Genomic DNA, 20444 nt, shown 5'->3' on the forward strand with positions numbered 1-20444 from the left:
ATACTATTTTGTATTTAATAAAACGTGTTTCATAGCTTTTGCTTTGAGTAAACACTCTTCGTATTCTTTTTCTGGAATTGATTGTGCAGTTATTGCTCCACCAACAGAATAGGAAACGTATTTTTCTGATTTATTATATAAAATACTTCTGATAATTACATTAAAATCAAAATCTCCATTAGCAGTGAAATAACCAACAGCGCCAGAGTATAAACCGCGTTTTGTTTCTTCTAATTCTTCAATAATTTTCATTGCTGAAATTTTTGGAGCTCCTGTCATGCTTCCCATTGGAAATGTATCTTTAATAATATCAACAGGATGAATAGATGGTTTTACTTTGCAAGAAATGGTTGAAATTAATTGGTGTACTTGTTCAAAAGTATACACTTTACATAATTCATCAACTTTAACAGAACCTTTAATTGCGGAGCGAGATAAATCATTTCTTACCAAATCAACTATCATAATATTTTCAGCGCGTTCTTTTGGGTTATTTTCAAGTTCTTTAATTAATATAGAATCTTCTTTTTTAGAATTTGCTCTTTTTTCAGTTCCTTTTATAGGTTGAGAAATAACAGTGTTTCCATTTTTTTTTAAATAACGTTCAGGTGAAGCTGACAATAAAAATTTGTCATTTAATTTTAAAAAAGTGGCAAACGGTGGTTTTGAAATTTGATTTAAATTTTGGTAAACTTCTACAGGATTTATAGTTGAATTTTCACTGTAAAATTCCTGGCAAAAACTAGCTTCATAAATGTCACCACGATGAATATGGTTTAGTATTGAATTTATTTTCTGAAAATATTCATCTTTATGAATACGTAACTTAATTTTTATGTTGTTTTCGACTTTCGACTTTTGACTTTTTATAAGTTTTATGTTTCTCAAGTCTGTTTCAATTTCAGATGAAAATTGATTTAAGTATTTTATTTCAACAGTGTTTTCTTTTATTAAGAATATTTTTTTAGGCTGAAAAAAGTACAAATCAGGAAAATGTAAACCATCAAAATTATGAGATTCTAGTTTTTCAACATCATTTTTTAAATCGTAACTTAAATAACCAAAAATATAATCGTTTGTTTTAGTTTGAAATTTTTTTAATGCAGCAAAAGCATTTTTATAATTAGATTTAATTTCAGAAAAAGCACCAACAGCAAGTACAGCGTCTAGACTAGAGTGTTTTTGTTGATAGTTGTTGCTATCTAGCCAAACAGCAGTTTTAAACTGATGTGTCCAGTTTAAAAGGTTTGTTTTAAATTCAGAAATATTTGATACCTGAATTATTTGATTGGTGCGTTGCATTGTAATAAAAATAGAAAGAAGCTATTTAAAAAGTATTAAAACTGTTATTCTGAATTTATTTCAGAATTTTATTATGTTGATTGTTAATTAGTGTGCGAACCAGAAACAAGTTAAGGTTGACGAAAAATTTATTTTAAAAACAGCCTCTTTTTAATTTAATATTATTGTGTTTTAACTGTGTATTGCTCTATCATTTACAGCTAAACAAGCTTCTTTAAAAGCTTCGGTAAATGTTGGGTGTGCGTGCGATGAACGAGCAATATCTTCGCTTGATGCTCTAAATTCCATTGCTATTACTGCTTCAGCAATCATATCAGCTGCTCTAGCTCCAATCATATGCACTCCTAAAATTTCATCTGTTTCAGCATCAGCTAATACTTTTATTTGTCCGTCAATATCCATACTTGCTCTTGCTCTACCTAAAGCTCGCATTGCAAATGAACCTGCTTTGTAGTTAACACCAGCTTCTTTTAATTGTTCTTCTGTTTTTCCTACACAAGCAACTTCAGGCCAAGTATAAACAACGCCAGGAATTAAATTGTAATCAATATGTGGTTTTTGACCCGCAATTAATTCAGCAACCATAGTTCCTTCTTCTTCTGCTTTATGCGCTAACATTGCACCTTTAACAACATCTCCAATGGCATAAATATTAGAAACATTTGTTTGTAAATGCTCATTAGTTTCAATTTGTCCACGATCAGAAACTTTAATTCCAATATTTTCTAATCCTAATCCTTCAGTATAAGGTTTTCTTCCAACTGAAATTAGAGTATAATCTCCTTTAAATTCTGTAGGTACCCCTTTTTTATTGTCGGCAGTTACAATTACTTCATCACCATTATTTACAACGGATGTTACTTTATGACTTGTAAAGAATTTAATTCCTTGTTTTTTTAATGATTTTTGCAATTCTTTTGAAAGCATCGCATCCATACCAGGTGTAATTGTTGGCATATATTCAATAACTGAAACTTGCGAACCTAAACGACTGTATACAGAACCTAATTCTAAACCAATTACTCCACCACCAATAACAATTAAATGTTTTGGAATCTCTTTTAAGCTTAATGCTTCGGTAGAAGTTATTACTCTTTTTTTATCTATTTCAATAAAAGGTAATGTTGAAGGTTTTGATCCTGTAGCAATAATAGTTTTTGCTGCTTCAATTTCTTCAGAAGAACCGTCTTGTTTTGTTATTTTTATATGAGTAGCATCAATAAAACTTCCAACACCTTGCAGAGTATCAATATTATTTTTATCCATTAAATAATTGATTCCACCTGATGTTTGAGAAACTACTTCATTTTTACGAGTAATCATTTGTTCAAAATTTATTTCTAAACCTTGAACTTCAATTCCGTGTGTTTTAAAATGTTTTGTAGCATCATAGTAGTGGTGCGAAGAATCTAGTAATGCTTTTGAAGGAATACAACCTACATTTAAACAGGTTCCTCCAAGTGTATTGTATTTTTCAATAATTGCAGTTTTTAATCCTAATTGTGCACATCTAATTGCTGCAACATATCCTCCAGGTCCAGAGCCAATAACAGCTACATCATATTTAGTCATAGTTTTTACTTAATGTTTAAATACAAAAATAGGATAATTTGTAGAAGAAAATAGCGGATACAAAAAAACTTATTGAAACTTTATGTACATGCAGCAATCATGGGGACGACGGCTTAAAGTTTAAATAAGTTTTAAATAATTAAAAACTGATTTATAGTTTTATACAATTGTTTTTAATTATTTCATCTCCTTTTTCATTAAGGTAAGAGAAATTTGGTGCTAAAGTATTGATGTATACTTCAGATCTGTTTTGTGGGCTATTTTTAATCACTTTAAAGTGGGGTTGGTTTTGGGGTTGAATGTTTTTTTGAGCAGCTTTCATAATTTTTTTGTTTTAATTAATACTACAGTTGTGGGGTTATTTTTTTATAAAAATATTTGTGTAATAATTTTTTCCATTTGAATTGCATTCAGTTGATATGCCCATATGTGTAAAGCTCGATTTTTCTATAGCTGCTCTATGGGATTCGCTATTTAACCAACCATTAAAAACATCTTCGGCAGTTGTGTAACCAAAAGCAACGTTTTCACCAACAGATTTAGCATTAGCATTTTGCATTAAAATATTTGCTCTTTCGCTAAAATTATCATGACTTATTTGTCCATTCTCAATCATATATTTAGTATGATCTTCAGCAACACTTGAAATTAAATTTAAAATTTGTAATTCATTCAAGCCCATACTTGTTCTGTGGCTATTTACTAAATCTAAAACATCGCTTTCTAGACTAGTATAGGTTACAGTTTCTACTTGAGTGGTTGTGGTTGTGCTTTCGGATAATTGCATTTCTTCCATATCATTATCGCTAGCGCAAGAAATTATAAATAAACTTAAAAAAAGTAAGGGAAAAAGTTTAAAAATGAAAGATTTCATAATTGTGGGGTTTTGGGGTTGATTTATTTTGTTTTGAGATTAAGCTGTGTTTATTGGGTGAATAAACACAGCTGACTCTTCATTTTACTAAAAAACTAAATGTTTTAAATTACTATTCTGATGTTTTCTTGTAAAAAAAATAAACTCATAAAAACTATAGGCGTAAGCCCATAATTTTAGTGAGTTTAAATTAATTCTGTTTTTTAAACAAGAATTGATTGGGGTTATTTTTTTATTTATTGTTAAATTAAATTCCATGAAAAAATCATAAGGGTTAATGAAATTCTATGAATCAAATTTACATAAAAAAATGAAGTAAACAAATAAAATATACCATTTATTGTGAAAAACATACCATTTATTAGTTTAAATAAGCGTTTTAAGCTTATAGGAGAGTATTTTATTTACAGAAATAAAACCATTTATTGAATAAATATATCCATTTATTATTAAAAACACGCAATAAAAAACCCTAATTATTTAAATAATTAGGGTTTTTTATTGTTTTTAAAATGAAATTTAAAGTAATCCAGCACGTTTTAAAAGAGCACTATTTGAAGGTTTTTTACCTCTGAAATTTTCATATAATTTCATAGGTTTATCTGTTCCTCCTTTTTCTAAAATTTCAGTTTTAAATTTTTTAGAAATGGTTTTATTAAAAATGCCATTTTCTTTAAAATACTCAAATGCATCTGCATCTAAAACTTCAGCCCATTTATAGGAGTAATACCCAGAAGAATATCCTCCTTGAAATATATGAGAAAAGGATGTGCTCATACAATTACTTTCTACATCTGGATAAAGTGCTGTGTTTTCAAAAGATTTTAATTCAAATTCTTTTACATTTTTAATTTCTAAAGGGTTTTTACCGTGCCAATTCATATCTAAAATACCAAAACTTAATTGACGTAATGTTTGAATACCTTCTAGAAAATTAGCCGATTCTTTTATTTTTTTTACATATTCCATTGGAATAAGTTCATTTGTTTTGTAATGTTTTGCAAATAGGTTTAAGGCTTCTTTTTCAAAACACCAGTTTTCTAATAGTTGGCTTGGAAGCTCCACAAAATCCCAAAACACATTGGTTCCTGATAGGCTAGGGTAGTTAGTATTCGCTAACATTCCATGAAGTGCGTGTCCAAATTCGTGAAATAAAGTGGTTACTTCATTAAACGTTAATAAAGATGGTTTTGTATCGGTTGGTTTTGTGAAATTGCAAACAATTGAAATGTGTGGACGTGAATTTTCGCCATTTTTTTTCCATTGGTTTTTAAATGAAGTCATCCAAGCGCCATTTCGTTTTCCTTCTCTTGGGAAAAAATCAGCATATAAAATGGAGATGAATTCGTTTTTAGAATTTGTTACTTTATAGGTTTTTACTTCTTTGTGGTATTTATTGATGGTATTAATTTCTTCAAAATTTAAATCGAAGAGTTTATTAGAAATAGTAAATACACCTTCAATTACATTTTCAAGTTTAAAATATGGTTTTAGAAGTTCTTGATCTAAATCAAATAATTTTTTCTTTAATTTTTCAGACACAAAAGCTCCATCCCATTTTTCAAGTTTATCTATTCCTAATGTTTTTCCAAATTCACTTAACTCATTAAATTGTTTGGTAGCAGCAGGTTTAGCTTTTTTTAGTAAATCGTTTAAAAAAGAAGTTACGGTTTCTGGATTTTCAGCCATTCTTTCTTCTAAAACAAAATTTGCATGTGTTTTGTAGCCTAATAAGTTTGCTCGTTTATTACGAAGGTTTACAATATCTAACACAACTTGTTGGTTATCGTGTTTATTTTCTTGAAAACTTTTTGCTCCAAAAGCTAGTGCCATTTTTTTTCTTAAGGCTCTATTTTCAGAGTAAGTCATAAATGGAATGTAGCTAGGGTAATCTAAAGTGAATATCCAACCATCTTTTTCTTTTTGTGTTGCAACCATGTTTGCAGCTTCAATAGTTGCTTCAGGTAAACCTTTTAAATCTTCTTTTTTTGTTATGTGAAGTTCAAAAGCATTGGTTTCGGCTAATACATTTTCTCCAAAAGTTAATTTTAATTTTGAGAGTTCGGTGTCTATTTTACGTAATTTAAGTTTGTCACCATCATTTAAATTAGCTCCATTTCTTGAAAAACTTTTATAGGTTTTATTTAACAGCATTTCTTGTTCTGTTGTTAAATTTAATTCCTGTTTAATGTCATAAACAAGTTTAACTTTTTTGAATAAATCTTCGTTTAAGTTAATATCATTAGAAAATTCAGTAAGTAAAGGTGAAACTTCTTGAGCAATTTTCTGAATTTCAGAATTAGTTTCAGCTGAATTTAAATTAAAGAAAATACTTGAAATTCTACTTAATTGTTCGCCTGAAAACTCTAAAGCTTCAATAGTATTTTTAAAATTTGGAACAGAGGTGTTAGAAACAATGGTATCTATTTCGTTTTTGGCACTTTCTATAGCCTTTTCAAAAGCAGGTTTAAAGTGCTTGTTTTTGATTTTTGAAAATGGTGCCGTTGAGTATAAAGTGTTAAATTTATGTAATAAAGGATTGCTCATATTGTGTTTAGTTTGAATAGCAAATATATTACTTAAAGTGACTTTTAATTAATCTTAGGGTCTTAAAATTAGAGCCTAAAATGTTAAATATTTGTAAAGGTGTTTAATTTTTATACTAAATAAATTAGAGCTGCGTTAAAAAGTTATGTTTAATGAAATATGTAGAAATGGAAGCAATTATTGAAAAACCACAAATAAATATAAGTAAAATGAAAATTAATAGTATAATCCCAGGTTTTAGTTATATAAACCATTTGGGAATTGAAGTAAAAAACATTCAAACAGCAACTTTATAAGTTGCTGTTTTTTATTTCTTCAGAAGCTTTGTAAACTTTAGTTTTTAAGTCTTCTTTGTATTTTAATACCTTATCCTGAATTTTTTTATCAGCACTTCCAATAATTTGAGCAGCTAAAATTCCAGCGTTTTGTGCTCCATCTAGAGCTACAGTAGCAACTGGAACACCTCCAGGCATTTGCAAAATTGACAATACAGAATCCCAACCATCTATAGAATTTCTAGATTTAACAGGAACTCCAATTACAGGTAATGGACTCATACTTGCAACCATACCAGGTAAATGTGCAGCACCACCAGCACCAGCAATAATTACAGAAACGTTTCTTTTATGAGCATTAGTTGCATATTCCCAAAGTTTTTCAGGAGTTCTGTGTGCTGAAACTATATCAACTTCAGTTTCAATTCCAAAACCTTTTAAAATATCAATTGCTTGTTGCATTATTGGAAGATCTGAATTGCTTCCCATTATAATTCCTACTTTGCTCATAATTGTATTATTTACTTATTACTTTAATGGTGTTTTTAACTTTTTCAGCAATTTTTCTGGCTTCAGATAAATTATTATTTACAATAGTTACATGTCCCATTTTTCTAAACGGACGTGTTTCTTTTTTACCATATATATGTGGTGTAACTCCGTCCATTTTTAAAATATCTTCCATTCCTTGGTAAATTACTTCACCTGAAAATCCTTCTTCACCAACCAAATTTACCATAATTCCGGCAACTTTGCTTTCAGTGTTTCCTAAAGGAAGATTTAAAATGCTTCTAACATGTTGCTCAAACTGACTTGTATAAGAAGCTTCAATACTATAATGTCCGCTATTGTGAGTTCTTGGAGCAACTTCATTTACTAATATTTCATTGTTTTCAGTTTGAAACATTTCAACAGCTAACAAACCAATGTGCTCAAAAGATTTAGCAACATTTAGTGCTATGTTTCGGGCTTTAGTTGCAACTTCATCACTAATTCTTGCCGGGCAAATAACGTATTCTACTTGGTTTGCTTCTGGATGAAATTCCATTTCAACAACTGGATAGGTTTTAACTTCTCCACTTTTGTTTCTTGAAACAATTACAGCAAGTTCATTTTTAAAAGGAATTAAATCTTCAGCAATACAATCGGTATCTGTTAAATTATTTAAATCGTTTATGTTTTTAACAATTTTTACTCCGGTTCCATCGTAGCCAAATTGCGCTGATTTCCATACAAAAGGAAAACTTAAAACTTCATTTTTTAATTCTTTTAATGAAGTAAAACGTTTGTGTGGCGATGTTGGAATATTGTTTTCAACAAAAAAATCTTTTTGAATTCCTTTATGTTGAATAATTTTTAAAACTGAAGGTTGTGGATAAATTTCTAATCCTTCTTCTTCGAGTTTAATAAGAGCATCAATATTTACATGTTCAATTTCAATAGTTAAAATATCTACTGTTTTACCAAAATTATAAACGGTATCAAAATCCATTAAATCACCTTGATGAAATTCATTACAAATTCTGGCGCATGGAGCATCTTTAGCCTTATCTAAAATAACAGTATAAATATCTAATTTATGAGTTTCAGCAAGTAGCATTTTACCTAATTGTCCGCCACCTAAAACTCCTAATCTAAAATTTGAAGAAAAATAATTAATCACGTTGTTTGTCCTTTCGCACAAAAATAACAATCTGTTTTAAATAAATGATTAATTACTAATAATTAATGCATCGCCAACTTCAGAAACATTATACTCTCTTGCAAAATAATTATTTCCGCTAGTTTGTGGAGATCCATCAATAATGCTGTAAACACTATCATCACATGGGCAAGTTAGTTTTAAACTTCCATCAAATGTCATAGCAGAAGTGCAGTCGTAATTTGGACAGGCTCTATCAAATGCTTTAAAATTAGGGTTACCTGTACCCGTATTTTGAATAACAATTCCATTTATGCCTCCGCTAGCATAAGCCCAACCGCTTGGTATTTGTAAATCGGTGTATTGTGGTAAATTTAAATTTACAGTAATACTTACATCTTTGTTTGGTAAAATATCATTTGTTTCGTTTTTCTCGCAAGAAATTAAACTTATAAAAAATAATATATATAGAAATTTTCGCATTATTAAATGTTGTATTTTATGTAAACGATGGCAATTTACAAATATTTTGTACATTTGTAATGAATCTCATTCTGGGTATCCGGTTTTGAGATTTTTTGTATTTATTAAAAAGGTAAATTATGAGTAAAGTTTCGTATTATTCTCCGGAAGGAATGAAAAAACTAAAAGCTGAATTAGAGCATTTAGAAAGTGTAGAACGACCACGAGTAAGTAATGATATTGCTGAAGCTAGGGATAAAGGTGATTTAAGTGAAAATGCAGAATATCATGCGGCTAAAGAAGAGCAGTCGTTATTAGAATTAAAAATAGCAAAATTAAAAGAGGTAGTTTCTAATGCTAGAATTCTTGATGATTCTATGTTAGATACTTCTAAAGTTTTGATTCATTCAGTTGTTAAATTAAAAAATACTGCAAATAACATGCAATTTACATATACGTTAGTTGCAGATTCTGAAACAAATATAAAAGAAGGTAAATTAGCTGTAAATTCACCTATAGGAAAAGGTTTACTTGGTAAAAAAGTTGGTGAAATTGCTGAAATTCAAGTGCCAAGTGGTGTTCTAAAATTCGAAATTTTAGAAATATCGAGAGCTTAAACAATAACAACATATTTATTATAAACCCTTTTCAGTTGTTCAATTGAGAAGGGTTTCTTAATTTTGATAAAAATTGAAAACATGAGTACAATATTTACAAAAATAATTAATGGTGAAATACCTTCATATAAAGTTGCTGAAAATGAAAATTTTTACGCTTTTTTAGATATTAATCCAAATGCAAGAGGGCATACACTTGTAGTTCCAAAAAAGGAGGTAAATAGATTGTTTGATTTAGATGAAGATTTGTACAATGGTTTGATGAGTTTTTCTAGGGAAATTGCAAAATCTATGGAAAAAGTAATTAAATGTGATAGAATTGGTATGGCTGTAATTGGTTTAGAGGTACCTCATGTTCATGTGCATTTAATTCCTTTAAATGAAATGGAAGATATTCAGTTTACCAAAAAAGTAAAAATGGAACCACATGAGTTTGATGCCATTGCTAAATCAATTGCATATAAAATGTAATTATTTTTTTAATAAAATTTTAAAGGTAGTTCCAACATTAACTTCAGATTTTAGAACATTTATTTTACCATTATGGTAGTCTTCTATAATTCGTTTTGCTAGTGATAGCCCTAATCCCCAACCACGTTTTTTTGTTGTGTAACCTGGATTGAATATTTTTTGTTGTAATTGCTTTGGAATACCTTTACCTGTGTCAGAAATTAAAATTGTGATGTGTTTTTCAGTTTCGTCAATAGTTAATTTAATGCTTCCTTTTCCATTCATAGCATCTAAAGCATTTTTAATTAAGTTTTCAATTACCCATGCAAATAGTTGAGCATTTAAATTTGTAAATAACTTATTATTTGTAGTGTTAAAAGTAAACGAAGTTTGTTTAGAACTTCTAGATTTTAAATACTCAAAAGCTGTTTTTGTAATTTCAACTACATTTTCTTGTTTTAAAGTAGGGATAGAGCCAATTTTTGAAAAACGTTCAGCAATAGTATTTAGTCTAAAAACATCGTTTTCAATTTCTTTTACAGTTGACTCATCGGTATTTTCCATTCGTAAAATTTCAATCCATCCTAAAAGTGAAGAAAGTGGTGTTCCAATTTGGTGAGCAGTTTCTTTAGCCATTCCAGTCCAAAGTTTATTTTGTTCCGCAATTTTATTCGATTTGAAAAATAAAAATATAACTGATGCAAATAGAAAAAGGATTAATATTAACGCTAATGGATAATATTTTAATTTGTTTAGTAAATCTGAATTTCTATAATAAATATATTGTTTTACAACATCACCTACCGAATCTACATATTCAATATGTATGGCTTCATTTTCACTTGCCATTTGTTGTAATTGTTTATTTAAATAAGTGGTTTTTAAAGCTTTAATGGAGTCTAAATTGTGAAAATCTAAAACCGCATTGTCAACATCAGCCCAAATCATAGGAATACTCTTATTATTATTCAATATTTGAAGAGGTAATTCTATGTCTGCTTCTAAATTACTTGTAGAAGCAAGCATTTCTAAAGCACTTGCTATAACTTCCATTTTAGCGCGTTCTTCTTCCTTAAATTTTTGAAAAAAAGTATAAGTATTCCATAAAATTAGAGAAACAATACTAAATGAAAGTAGTATAACTACATATCTAATAATTTGAATATTTTTTGAGGAGCTCATAAAATCAAATATAATGCTTCTTTATAACATTAAAAAGCCTGGAATAGTATATGTACTTTATTTTTATTTCTGTTGATAAGTTTATAAAAGTGAGTTTAAAAATTGTTTGCATTCCTTCATTAAAAAATTATTTTTGCTTAAAATCAATTAAGAGTTAGAGAAATGGAAGTAACAGGAAAAATTAAATTAATAAACGAAACGCAAACATTTGGAGCGAGCGGATTTAGAAAAAGAGAAATGGTAGTAACTACTAATGAGCAGTATCCTCAAATGTTAATGATTGAATTTGTACAAGATAAATGTGATTTATTAAACAGTTACCAAGTTGGACAAGATGTAAAAGTGTCTATAAACTTAAGAGGTAGAGAATGGATAAACCCAGAAGGTGTTGCTAAATACTTTAACTCTATTCAAGGTTGGAGAATTGAAGCAGCTCAACCAGAAGGTGCTGGAGCACCTCCAGTTGCGCCATTAGATAATTTAGAAAAAGTATCTGATGTTAGTAGTGATGAACCAGACGATTTACCTTTCTAAATAGTTTAGAAAAATATTTTTAAGAAGAGAAAAACAATTGTTTTTCTCTTTTTTTGTTTCATTATATTTGTAACCATGTATTTAATAACCGAAGAATTAGTTTTTCCACCAGTACATTTGGCAAATGAAGATGGATTGTTAGGAATTGGAGGCGATTTATCGGTTGAAAGATTACAATTAGCATATAAATCTGGAATTTTCCCTTGGTATAATCAAGGTGAACCAATAATTTGGTACAGTCCAAAATGGCGAATGGTATTATTTCCTAATGAAGTAAAAATTTCAAAAAGTATGCGTCAAATTCTTAAAAGAAATGAATTTAAGATTACATTTAATCAAAATTTTGAAGAAGTAATATCAAACTGTAAAACAATAACTAGAGAAGGACAAGGCGGAACTTGGATTACAGATGAAATGCAACAAGCATATACTAAATTACATAAATTAGGAAAAGCAAAATCTGTTGAAGTTTGGCAAAACAACAAATTAGTTGGAGGTTTGTACGGAATTGATTTGAAAACTATATTTTGTGGAGAAAGTATGTTTAGCAAAGTTAGTAACGCATCAAAAGCAGCATTTATTTATTTGGCTCAAAAGTTAGAAAAAGAGAATTATAAATTAATAGATTGTCAAGTGTACAATAAACATTTGGAAAGTTTAGGAGCAATTGAAATTCCTCAAAAAGAATTTTTAAAGTATTTAAAAAAATAAGTAATGGATATAAAAAACGCACAATTAGAAGTAGATAATTGGATAAAAACGCATGGAGTTCGTTATTTTAACGAGCTAACAAACATGGCGCAATTAACTGAAGAAGTTGGTGAAGTAGCCCGAATTATTGCACGTAGATATGGAGAGCAAAGTGAAAAAGAAAGTGATAAATCTAAAGATTTAGGTGAAGAATTAGCGGATGTTATGTTTGTTGTTTTATGTTTGGCAAATCAAACAGGCATTGATTTACAAGATGCTTTTGATAAAAAATTAGATATTAAAACAAAACGCGATCACAATCGTCATCATAACAATAAAAAATTAAAATAATGAACAAGTATAAAACGGTACCTTTTCATAAATTGTTTGTAAAATTTGCAGCTGTATTTTTAGTATTTTTTTCAATTTTTAAAATTGTACTTCAAATTATAAAAACAGGTAGTTTTAGTCAAATGGCAGCAGATTATTTTGGACCAGAAACCTTTACTAAATTTATAATGCAAATTGTAATCGGATCAATTGCTTATGGCTTATTAATGGCTGGATATTATAAGTTATTTAAAAAATAATAATTACTTCAATTTACATAAGTTAGTAATACGTAAAATTTCTTTTTATAATAGATCCTGTAAATTTGGATACTTCCTTTTGAAAGTTAACTTTGCGTGCTAAATATTGTGAAAAATTAATAAAAACTATTAGAAGTTTTAGTTTAAAGTACTAAAGAAATAAAAAATGAAGTTGTTGAAATTAGATAAAATCAAAAAAACTGTAAATGGAGAAATTCAAATTACAGGTTCAAAAAGTGAATCCAATAGGTTGTTGATTTTACAGCAATTTTATCCAAATTTAAATATAGATAACTTATCAAATTCAGACGATTCAGTTGTAATGCAAAAAGCATTAGCTTCTGTAGAAAATGAAATTAGTATTGGACATGCAGGAACGGCAATGCGTTTTTTAACTGCTTTTTTTGCTGTAAAAAATAAATTTGAAGTGGTTTTAACTGGGTCGCACAGAATGAAAAACAGACCTATTGAAATTTTAGTTGATGCGTTGAGAGAATTGGGCGCTAAAATAGAATATGTAGAAAAAGATGGTTTTCCTCCGTTAAAAATTACTGGAACAAAATTAATTAAAAACAAGATCGAAATTAATGGAAGTGTTAGTAGTCAATATATTTCAGCTTTATTATTAATTGCATCTTCTTTAGAAAACGGTTTACAATTAAGTTTTAAAGGTGAAATTACGTCTATTCCATATATAAAAATGACGTTAGGTATATTAACAGATTTAGGGATTGAATATACTTGGATTGAAAACACCATTAACATTCAGCCTAAAAAACAAATTGAGCCTAAAAAAATAGTAGTAGAATCAGACTGGAGTTCGGCTTCGTATTATTTTAGTTATGTAGCTTTAAGTCCAAATGCTGAAATCAAAATTTCTTCATACAAGCAACAAAGTTTACAAGGCGATTCGTGTTTAGTGGAAATTTATAAAAATTTGGGTGTTGAAACTTCATTTAAAACTAATTCAATAGTACTAAAAAATACAGGAGAAATAAATCCAGATTATTTTAAAGAACTAAATTTAAAAAACGCTCCAGATATTGCTCAAACTATTGTAGTTACATGTTTTGGTTTAGGAATTGAATGTTTTTTATCAGGGCTTCATACCTTAAAAATTAAAGAAACAGATAGGTTAGTAGCTTTAAAAACCGAATTAGAAAAATTAGGTGGAAAAGTTATTATTACTAACAAAACGCTCCATTTAAAATCTTCAAAAAACATAAAAGAAAACATATCAATTGCTACTTATAAAGATCATAGAATGGCAATGGCTTTTGCACCATTAGCTTTAAAAGTTCCTATTAATATTGAAGATGCAAATGTAGTTTCAAAATCATACCCAACTTTTTGGGATGATTTCAAAAAAATCACAAGTTAAAAATCACAAAAACAAACTTTTATTGCAAATCACTTGACAACGCCTATGCCGATGTTGTATATTTGCGCACAATTAAAAAATTTTTCAGTGAAACATTCTGAATTAAATACGTATAAATTTATGTTTTAACATAAATATTTAATTCAAAAAAAGTTTCATTTTACTTAATTAAAGAGCTAAAACATACAGATGAAATTATCACATTTTAAATTTGATTTGCCAGAAGATTTATTGGCTGAATATCCAGCAGAACACAGAGATGAATCTCGATTAATGGTATTGAATAGAAAAGAACAAACTATTGAACATAAGCAATTCAAAGATTTAATCAACTATTTTGATGAAGGAGATTTAATGGTTTTGAACAATACAAAAGTGTTTCCAGCACGTATGTTTGGTGAAAAAGAAAAAACAGGAGCGCGTATTGAAGTGTTTTTGTTACGTGAGTTAAATGCCGAAAGTAGATTATGGGATGTACTGGTAGATCCTGCAAGAAAAATTAGAATTGGAAACAAATTATTTTTTGGTGAAGACGAAAGTTTAGTTGCTGAAGTAATTGATAACACCACTTCAAGAGGTAGAACTTTACGCTTTTTATACGATGGTTCTTACGAAGAATTTAGAAAAAAATTAGAAGAATTAGGAGAAACTCCTCTTCCAAAATATATTAAAAGAGATGTTGAACCAAGTGACGAGGAACGTTACCAAACTATTTATGCAAAGCATGAAGGTGCCGTAGCTGCTCCAACTGCAGGTTTACACTTTTCTAAACATTTAATGAAACGTTTAGAAATTAAAGGAGTTGATTTTGCTGAAGTTACATTACACGTTGGTTTAGGTACTTTTAGCGCTGTTGAAGTTGAAGATTTATCTAAACACAAAATGGACTCTGAACAAGTTATAGTAAGCCCAGAAACTGTTAAAGTTGTAAATGAAGCTATAGATAGTAAAAGAAGAATTTGTGCTGTAGGAACTACAGTTATGAGAGCAATGGAAAGTTCAGTATCATCAGATCACCATTTAAATGAATTTGATGGTTGGACAAATAAATTTATTTTCCCTCCTTATGATTTTAGTATTGCAAACGCAATGATTACTAATTTCCATACACCAAAATCTACTTTAATGATGATGGCAGGAGCATTTGCTGGTTACGACTTTTTAATGGAAGCTTACGAAGAAGCTGTAAAGGAAGGATACAAGTTTTACTCGTACGGAGATGCGATGTTGATTATTTAAAAATTAGAATTTTATAAAATAAATTTGAGTTCCCGCTTTGGCGGGAATTCTTTTATAAAACAGATTTAAAATGAGTGCAAAAAAAGACATTAGAGCTTTAACCAAAGATCAGTTACGAAATTTTTTTGAAGAGAATGGAGACAAAGCTTTTCGTGGAAACCAAGTTTATGAATGGCTTTGGAGTAAAAGTGCTTACTCTTTTGAAGCAATGACGAATATTTCTAAAGAAACACGTCAAATGCTTGAAGCAAATTTTGTAATTAACCATATAGAAGTAGATACCATGCAACGCAGTTCAGATGGAACGGTGAAAAATGCAGTTCGTTTACACGATGGTTTAATTGTAGAGTCTGTTTTAATTCCTACCGATTCTAGAACTACAGCTTGCGTATCTAGCCAAGTTGGATGTAGTTTAGATTGTAATTTTTGTGCTACTGCACGACTTAAAAAAATGCGAAACTTAAATCCCGATGAAATTTTTGATCAGGTTTCCGCAATAAATCAAGAAAGCTTACTGTATTACAATCACAAATTGTCTAACATTGTTTTTATGGGAATGGGAGAGCCATTAATGAATTATAACAATGTACTTAAAGCAATTGATAAAATTACTTCAGAAGAAGGTTTAGGAATGTCTCCAAAACGTATTACAGTTTCTACATCAGGAATTCCAAAAATGATTAAAAAGTTAGCCGATGATGATGTGAAATTTGGTTTAGCCGTATCACTTCATTCAGCAATAGATGAAGTTAGAAGCAGAATTATGCCATTTAGCAAAGCTTTTCCTTTAGAAGAATTAAAAGAATCGCTTCAATATTGGTATGCAAAAACAAATAGTAGAGTTACTTATGAATATGTTGTATGGAAAGGAATCAACGATTCTCAAGAAGCCATAAAAGCCTTGGTTAAATTCTGTAAACACGTACCTTGTAAGGTGAATTTAATTGAATACAATCCAATTGATGATGGTGAATTTCAACAAGCAAATAATACAACAATAAATAATTACATTAGTAATTTAGAAATGAATGGCATAGTTGTTAACGTGCGTAGAAGTAGAGGTAAAGATATTGATGCAGCCTGCGGACAATTAGCAAATAAAAGTTAACCTTTTTTTCTTTTTTTTAGTTACTTTTGAATATTAGATGAAAGCAGTAGAGCAAATTAAACAGCCCATACTTCAAGAAATGGAACTCTTTGAAAGCAAGTTCAAAGAGGCAATGCTTACCAAAGTTCCGCTGCTGAACAGAATTACCCATTATATAGTTCGAAGAAAAGGAAAACAAATGCGACCAATGTTTGTGTTTTTGGTGGCTAAAATGGTTTCTAATGGTAAATTTGAAGAACGTACCTACCGTGGAGCTTCTATTATAGAATTAATTCATACGGCGACGCTGGTACACGATGATGTGGTTGATGATAGTAACAGGCGTAGAGGTTTCTTTTCAATAAATGCACTTTGGAAAAATAAAATTGCAGTTTTAGTTGGTGACTTTTTACTTTCAAAAGGTTTACTTCTTTCAATAGATAATGATGATTTTGACATTCTAAAATTAATTTCTGTTGCTGTTAGAGAAATGAGCGAAGGTGAATTGCTTCAAATTGAAAAAGCGAGAAGATTAGATATTACCGAAGAAATTTATTTTGAAATTATTCGTCAGAAAACAGCTACTTTGATTGCTGCCTGTTGTGGAATTGGTGCAGCTTCTGTTGGTAGCGGTAAAGAAGAAATTGAAAAAATGCGTGAGTTTGGTGAATTAATTGGAATAGCTTTTCAAATTAAAGATGATTTATTTGATTATACCGATGCTAAAATTGGAAAACCAACCGGAATAGATATTAAAGAACAAAAAATGACGCTTCCACTTATTTATACCTTAAATAATTGCTCGGAAGAACAAAAAAAATGGTTAATTAATTCTGTTAAAAAACACAATAGAAATAAAAATAGAGTTAGAGAAGTGATTGCTTTTGTAAAAGAAAAAGGAGGAATGGAATATACCATTTCTAAAATGAAAGAATATCAGGAAAGAGCTCTTCAGATTTTAGAAAACTATCCGTCTTCACCTTATAAAGATTCACTATTAACAATGGTGAATTATGTTATTGAACGAAAAAAATAGCGAAAATTGAATTATGAAGATTTATTTTGAATTTTTTGAAGAGCAAAATTTACTAGTCCAAAAATTCAAAGGAGAATGGGATTTAAATACTTTAATTGATTACCATCATTTTTTAGTAAAGCAAAAACAGTTAGGTTCAATTAAAAAGATTTTTACTGATTTTAGAGGAGTTAGTTTATTGCCTGTTCATAATGACTTATTACTTATAGCAAATTTAAGAGACGATTTTCATAAAAACATTGATAGAATTGTTCATCTATTGGATTTGCCAGATTCTACTGCAATGTCAATGTTATATAGTGATATACTTACAAAAAAAGGACATAAAAGCTTTACTTGTTCTACTATAAAGTTAGGGTTAAAAATATTGGAGTTAGATTATTCGGAAAATCAATTGGAGTCAATTTTTGATAATTTAAATAATAAATTCCCTAGTGATTAGTTAACTAATTCCAAACTCAATAGTTCTTCTAAATGTTTTCTCGAGTTAGAGAGTCTAGGAACTTTATGTTGTCCGCCTAGTTTTCCATTTTTCTTTAACCATTGGTAAAATAAACCTTTTCTTGCAACAATTACTTTTGGCATTGCTAGTGTCATATTATTATAGCGTTTTGCTTCATAATCTGAATTAATAGCTTTTAATGCATTGTCTAGTAATTCGGTAAAATAATTTATGCAAGTTGGTTCTTTTGAAAATTCAATTAACCATTCGTGTCCGCCACTTTTTTCTTCATTCATAAAAATTGGAGCAACTGTGTATTCACTCACTTCAGCATTAGTTTTTAAACAAGCTTGTTTTAAAGCATCTTCAGCATTTTCTATAATTAGTTCTTCACCAAAAACATTTATAAAATGTTTGGTTCTACCTGTAATTCTAATTCGATAAGGTTTTAAAGAAGTAAATTTAATAGTGTCACCTATTAAATAGCGCCATAAACCACCATTTGTAGTTATTACTATAGCGTAATTTACATTTAGTTTTACTTCGGAAAGATGAATTGCTTCAGAATTTTCTCCATTAAATGTGTCCATTGGAATAAATTCATAAAAAATTCCATAATCTAACATTAGTAATAAATCTGATGAATTATTTAAATCTTGAATGGCAAAAAATCCTTCAGAAGCATTGTAAGTTTCGTAGTATTTAAAATTATTTTTAGGAATTAGTTTTTTAAATTGTTCTCTATATGGGTTAAAATTTACACCACCATGAAAATAAACTTCTAAATTTGGCCAAACCTCTAAAATATTGTTTTTTCCAGTTTTTTCTAAAACACGATTTAATAAAACTAGCATCCAACTTGGAACTCCAACTAAACTTGTTATGTCTTCTTCAATAGTTTCATCAACAATGGCTTTCATTTTAGTTTCCCATTCATCCATTAATGCAACTTCTTGTTTAGGCGCACTTCTAAAATCTGCCCAAAAAGGCATGTTTTCAATAATAATTGCCGATAAATCTCCAAAATAGGAATTGTTGTCTTCGTAAACAGCGCTGCTTCCACCTAACCGCAATCCTTTTCCTTTAAATAAAACAGATTCAGGGTTGTTGTTGAAAAACATACACAGCATATCCTTTCCGGCTTTCATGTGGCAATCTTCCAAAGCCTCATCACTTACTGGAATAAATTTACTTTTAGAGTTGGTTGTACCACTAGATTTTGCAAACCATTTTATGGGAGTTGGCCAAAAAATATTTTGTTCCCCTTTTCGTGAGCGTTCAATTAAAGGTTCTATGGTTTCGTATTGTTGAATAGGAACATTTTTTGTAAAATCTTCATAATTTTTAATTGATGAAAAATTAAAATTTTGACCTACTTCAGTGTTTTTTGCTTTACTTATAAGTTTGCTTAACAGCTCGTTTTGAACATCGATAGGATATTTCAAAAATAATTCCATTTGATGTTTTCGCTTTTTTAAAAACCAAGAAATTATTGAATTAAATATTGTAAACGGCATAATTTATTAAGTATCTTTAGCGAGATAAATTTAAGAAAACTTTTATGCAATTCAGTACTGTTTTAAAAAAAATGAAGACGGAATTATCCGATAAAGTTCAATATTATTTAACTACCGATAATAATTTTATAAATTTTAATCAAATATTAGGTAGAACTATTGAAATTAATTTTGAAGGATATGAATGTTTATGTTGTGGAAAAGCTAAAAAAATATTTAGACAAGGTTTTTGTTACGATTGTTTTTATGCAAGTGCTGCTGTTGGAGATTGGATTATGAAACCAGAATTAAGTACTGCGCATTTAGGTATTGAGGATAGAGATTTGGAGTATGAAAAGAAAGTTCAATTACAACCACATATTGTGTATTTGGCATTAAGTAGTAATGTAAAAGTTGGAGTTACTAGAAAAACACAAGTTCCAACACGTTGGATAGATCAAGGAGCGTCTAAAGCAATTGAAATTGTAGAGGTTCCAAATAGATATTTAGCTGGAATTACTGAAGTTGCTTTAAAAAACTATGTTGCAGATAAAACGAGTTGGCAAAAAATGCTAAAAAATAATGTTGCTGAAGCTGATTTAATTGCCGAACGCGATAAATTGAAATCACATATTCCAGAAGAGGCTAAATCTTACTTTTTGGAAAACAATAATAAAGTTACTGAAATTAACTATCCAGTTGTTAACTATCCAACTAAAGTAAAATCGTTGAGTTTAGATAAAACACCTTTTTATTCTGGTAAATTAATTGGCGTTAAAGGGCAATATCTTATGTTTGAAGATTCAACAGTTTTTAATGTTAGAAATAGTGAAGGTTACAAAGTAACAATTACAATTTCAGAATAAGATTTTGACACTTTTTATTTTGAGATTTATACGTGTAAATGTTTCTTTTTAGTGATGGCGGAGCATTTACTTTATGTTTCACTTACATCTATAAATCAATAAGTAATTTTTTTGTTACCTATTTGATGTGAATATTTCAAAAAGTATGCCAAGATTTTGA

General features: G+C 29.1%; 23 protein-coding genes. 13 read left to right on the forward strand and 10 right to left on the reverse strand.

Features of this window, described 5'->3' with window-relative positions; all coding sequences use genetic code 11:
• Positions 1-3: 3 nt before the first annotated feature.
• The 5 genes from pabB to R3X25_RS06670 form a co-directional block, all read right to left on the reverse strand.
• Positions 4-1302, reverse strand: a complete 1299-nt coding sequence (pabB, locus tag R3X25_RS06650) for an aminodeoxychorismate synthase component I (RefSeq protein ID WP_317673086.1) — start codon at positions 1300-1302, stop codon at positions 4-6.
• Between the two features lie 171 nt (positions 1303-1473).
• Entirely contained in the window at positions 1474-2874 is a 1401-nt protein-coding gene (gene lpdA / locus R3X25_RS06655; RefSeq protein WP_317673088.1) for a dihydrolipoyl dehydrogenase, read from the reverse strand.
• A 151-nt stretch (positions 2875-3025) separates the two neighbouring features.
• Entirely contained in the window at positions 3026-3196 is a 171-nt protein-coding gene (locus tag R3X25_RS06660) for a hypothetical protein (protein WP_317673090.1), read from the reverse strand.
• A 36-nt stretch (positions 3197-3232) separates the two neighbouring features.
• Positions 3233-3748, reverse strand: coding sequence for a CAP domain-containing protein (locus tag R3X25_RS06665; RefSeq protein WP_317673092.1), 516 nt, complete (start codon positions 3746-3748; stop codon positions 3233-3235).
• A 519-nt stretch (positions 3749-4267) separates the two neighbouring features.
• Complete coding sequence (locus tag R3X25_RS06670) at positions 4268-6295, reverse strand: M3 family metallopeptidase (RefSeq protein ID WP_317673094.1); 2028 nt, start codon at positions 6293-6295, stop codon at positions 4268-4270.
• A 152-nt stretch (positions 6296-6447) separates the two neighbouring features.
• Between R3X25_RS06670 and R3X25_RS06675 the strand changes: the two genes are divergently transcribed.
• Entirely contained in the window at positions 6448-6591 is a 144-nt protein-coding gene (locus R3X25_RS06675) for a hypothetical protein (RefSeq protein ID WP_317673097.1), read from the forward strand.
• Here R3X25_RS06675 and purE read toward each other — a convergent pair.
• From purE to R3X25_RS06690, 3 genes are read right to left on the reverse strand one after another with little or no spacing between them, the layout of a single operon-like run.
• Positions 6586-7080: a 5-(carboxyamino)imidazole ribonucleotide mutase gene (purE, locus tag R3X25_RS06680; RefSeq protein WP_317673099.1), complete on the reverse strand. Its 495-nt coding sequence runs from the start codon at positions 7078-7080 to the stop codon at positions 6586-6588. The genes R3X25_RS06675 and purE overlap by 6 nt on opposite strands.
• Positions 7081-7087: 7 nt before the next feature.
• On the reverse strand, positions 7088-8230 hold the full coding sequence (locus R3X25_RS06685) for a 5-(carboxyamino)imidazole ribonucleotide synthase (protein WP_317673413.1): 1143 nt from the start codon (positions 8228-8230) through the stop codon (positions 7088-7090).
• A gap of 51 nt (positions 8231-8281) precedes the next feature.
• Positions 8282-8695: a hypothetical protein gene (locus tag R3X25_RS06690; protein ID WP_317673101.1), complete on the reverse strand. Its 414-nt coding sequence runs from the start codon at positions 8693-8695 to the stop codon at positions 8282-8284.
• A gap of 119 nt (positions 8696-8814) precedes the next feature.
• Between R3X25_RS06690 and greA the strand changes: the two genes are divergently transcribed.
• Together greA and R3X25_RS06700 are read left to right on the forward strand one after the other, a co-directional pair.
• Positions 8815-9291: a transcription elongation factor GreA gene (greA, locus tag R3X25_RS06695; RefSeq protein WP_317673104.1), complete on the forward strand. Its 477-nt coding sequence runs from the start codon at positions 8815-8817 to the stop codon at positions 9289-9291.
• 81 nt (positions 9292-9372) lie between these two features.
• Positions 9373-9762 carry an HIT family protein gene (locus R3X25_RS06700; RefSeq protein WP_317673106.1) on the forward strand — a complete coding sequence of 130 codons (390 nt, stop codon included), beginning with the start codon at positions 9373-9375 and terminating at the stop codon, positions 9760-9762.
• Here R3X25_RS06700 and R3X25_RS06705 read toward each other — a convergent pair whose 3' ends face one another.
• Positions 9763-10923 carry a HAMP domain-containing sensor histidine kinase gene (locus R3X25_RS06705; RefSeq protein ID WP_317673108.1) on the reverse strand — a complete coding sequence of 387 codons (1161 nt, stop codon included), beginning with the start codon at positions 10921-10923 and terminating at the stop codon, positions 9763-9765.
• Between the two features lie 162 nt (positions 10924-11085).
• Here R3X25_RS06705 and R3X25_RS06710 point away from each other — a divergent pair, with 162 nt between their 5' ends.
• From R3X25_RS06710 to R3X25_RS06750, 9 genes are all read left to right on the forward strand, one after another.
• A complete protein-coding gene (locus tag R3X25_RS06710) occupies positions 11086-11457 on the forward strand; it encodes a DUF3127 domain-containing protein (RefSeq protein ID WP_317673110.1) in 372 nt (123 codons plus the stop codon).
• Between the two features lie 75 nt (positions 11458-11532).
• A complete protein-coding gene (gene aat, locus R3X25_RS06715) occupies positions 11533-12168 on the forward strand; it encodes a leucyl/phenylalanyl-tRNA--protein transferase (protein WP_317673112.1) in 636 nt (211 codons plus the stop codon).
• Between the two features lie 3 nt (positions 12169-12171).
• Complete coding sequence (locus R3X25_RS06720; RefSeq protein WP_317673114.1) at positions 12172-12498, forward strand: nucleotide pyrophosphohydrolase; 327 nt, start codon at positions 12172-12174, stop codon at positions 12496-12498.
• The gene (locus tag R3X25_RS06725; protein WP_317673116.1) at positions 12498-12737 is read left to right on the forward strand and encodes a hypothetical protein; all 240 of its coding nucleotides are present in this window, start codon (positions 12498-12500) and stop codon (positions 12735-12737) included. The genes R3X25_RS06720 and R3X25_RS06725 overlap by 1 nt, the downstream gene beginning before the upstream one ends.
• Positions 12738-12903: 166 nt before the next feature.
• The gene (locus tag R3X25_RS06730) at positions 12904-14118 is read left to right on the forward strand and encodes a 3-phosphoshikimate 1-carboxyvinyltransferase (RefSeq protein WP_317673118.1); all 1215 of its coding nucleotides are present in this window, start codon (positions 12904-12906) and stop codon (positions 14116-14118) included.
• Between the two features lie 189 nt (positions 14119-14307).
• Positions 14308-15357 (forward strand): tRNA preQ1(34) S-adenosylmethionine ribosyltransferase-isomerase QueA, encoded by a 1050-nt coding sequence (queA, locus tag R3X25_RS06735; RefSeq protein WP_317673120.1) that lies wholly within the window; start codon positions 14308-14310, stop codon positions 15355-15357.
• Positions 15358-15427: 70 nt separating this feature from the next.
• Positions 15428-16465: a 23S rRNA (adenine(2503)-C(2))-methyltransferase RlmN gene (gene rlmN / locus R3X25_RS06740; protein ID WP_317673122.1), complete on the forward strand. Its 1038-nt coding sequence runs from the start codon at positions 15428-15430 to the stop codon at positions 16463-16465.
• Positions 16466-16502: 37 nt separating this feature from the next.
• Positions 16503-17480: a polyprenyl synthetase family protein gene (locus R3X25_RS06745; RefSeq protein WP_317673124.1), complete on the forward strand. Its 978-nt coding sequence runs from the start codon at positions 16503-16505 to the stop codon at positions 17478-17480.
• 13 nt (positions 17481-17493) lie between these two features.
• A complete protein-coding gene (locus tag R3X25_RS06750; RefSeq protein WP_317673126.1) occupies positions 17494-17922 on the forward strand; it encodes a hypothetical protein in 429 nt (142 codons plus the stop codon).
• Here R3X25_RS06750 and R3X25_RS06755 read toward each other — a convergent pair.
• On the reverse strand, positions 17919-19439 hold the full coding sequence (locus tag R3X25_RS06755) for a GH3 auxin-responsive promoter family protein (RefSeq protein WP_317673128.1): 1521 nt from the start codon (positions 19437-19439) through the stop codon (positions 17919-17921). The genes R3X25_RS06750 and R3X25_RS06755 overlap by 4 nt on opposite strands.
• A 44-nt stretch (positions 19440-19483) precedes the next feature.
• On the opposite strand from R3X25_RS06755, the gene R3X25_RS06760 reads away from it, so the two are divergent.
• Positions 19484-20284: a DUF2797 domain-containing protein gene (locus R3X25_RS06760; RefSeq protein ID WP_317673130.1), complete on the forward strand. Its 801-nt coding sequence runs from the start codon at positions 19484-19486 to the stop codon at positions 20282-20284.
• Positions 20285-20444 lie beyond the last annotated feature (160 nt).

Source organism: Lutibacter sp. TH_r2 (assembly GCF_033101135.1).
Taxonomy (GTDB): Bacteria; Bacteroidota; Bacteroidia; order Flavobacteriales; family Flavobacteriaceae; genus Lutibacter.

Bases quoted from the DNA above. Each gene is read 5' to 3' on its own strand.
- R3X25_RS06755 (WP_317673128.1), bottom strand. From the start codon at position 19,439: ATGCCGTTTACAATATTTAATTCAATAATTTCTTGGTTTTTAAAAAAG.
- R3X25_RS06730 (WP_317673118.1), top strand. From the start codon at position 12,904: ATGAAGTTGTTGAAATTAGATAAAATCAAAAAAACTGTAAATGGAGAA.
- pabB (WP_317673086.1), bottom strand. From the start codon at position 1,302: ATGCAACGCACCAATCAAATAATTCAGGTATCAAATATTTCTGAATTT.
- queA (WP_317673120.1), top strand. From the start codon at position 14,308: ATGAAATTATCACATTTTAAATTTGATTTGCCAGAAGATTTATTGGCT.
- R3X25_RS06675 (WP_317673097.1), top strand. From the start codon at position 6,448: ATGAAATATGTAGAAATGGAAGCAATTATTGAAAAACCACAAATAAAT.
- R3X25_RS06720 (WP_317673114.1), top strand. From the start codon at position 12,172: ATGGATATAAAAAACGCACAATTAGAAGTAGATAATTGGATAAAAACG.
- R3X25_RS06710 (WP_317673110.1), top strand. From the start codon at position 11,086: ATGGAAGTAACAGGAAAAATTAAATTAATAAACGAAACGCAAACATTT.
- R3X25_RS06660 (WP_317673090.1), bottom strand. From the start codon at position 3,196: ATGAAAGCTGCTCAAAAAAACATTCAACCCCAAAACCAACCCCACTTT.
- rlmN (WP_317673122.1), top strand. From the start codon at position 15,428: ATGAGTGCAAAAAAAGACATTAGAGCTTTAACCAAAGATCAGTTACGA.
- purE (WP_317673099.1), bottom strand. From the start codon at position 7,080: ATGAGCAAAGTAGGAATTATAATGGGAAGCAATTCAGATCTTCCAATA.
- R3X25_RS06760 (WP_317673130.1), top strand. From the start codon at position 19,484: ATGCAATTCAGTACTGTTTTAAAAAAAATGAAGACGGAATTATCCGAT.
- aat (WP_317673112.1), top strand. From the start codon at position 11,533: ATGTATTTAATAACCGAAGAATTAGTTTTTCCACCAGTACATTTGGCA.
- R3X25_RS06700 (WP_317673106.1), top strand. From the start codon at position 9,373: ATGAGTACAATATTTACAAAAATAATTAATGGTGAAATACCTTCATAT.
- greA (WP_317673104.1), top strand. From the start codon at position 8,815: ATGAGTAAAGTTTCGTATTATTCTCCGGAAGGAATGAAAAAACTAAAA.
- R3X25_RS06690 (WP_317673101.1), bottom strand. From the start codon at position 8,695: ATGCGAAAATTTCTATATATATTATTTTTTATAAGTTTAATTTCTTGC.
- R3X25_RS06745 (WP_317673124.1), top strand. From the start codon at position 16,503: ATGAAAGCAGTAGAGCAAATTAAACAGCCCATACTTCAAGAAATGGAA.
- lpdA (WP_317673088.1), bottom strand. From the start codon at position 2,874: ATGACTAAATATGATGTAGCTGTTATTGGCTCTGGACCTGGAGGATAT.
- R3X25_RS06665 (WP_317673092.1), bottom strand. From the start codon at position 3,748: ATGAAATCTTTCATTTTTAAACTTTTTCCCTTACTTTTTTTAAGTTTA.
- R3X25_RS06750 (WP_317673126.1), top strand. From the start codon at position 17,494: ATGAAGATTTATTTTGAATTTTTTGAAGAGCAAAATTTACTAGTCCAA.
- R3X25_RS06705 (WP_317673108.1), bottom strand. From the start codon at position 10,923: ATGAGCTCCTCAAAAAATATTCAAATTATTAGATATGTAGTTATACTA.
- R3X25_RS06725 (WP_317673116.1), top strand. From the start codon at position 12,498: ATGAACAAGTATAAAACGGTACCTTTTCATAAATTGTTTGTAAAATTT.
- R3X25_RS06670 (WP_317673094.1), bottom strand. From the start codon at position 6,295: ATGAGCAATCCTTTATTACATAAATTTAACACTTTATACTCAACGGCA.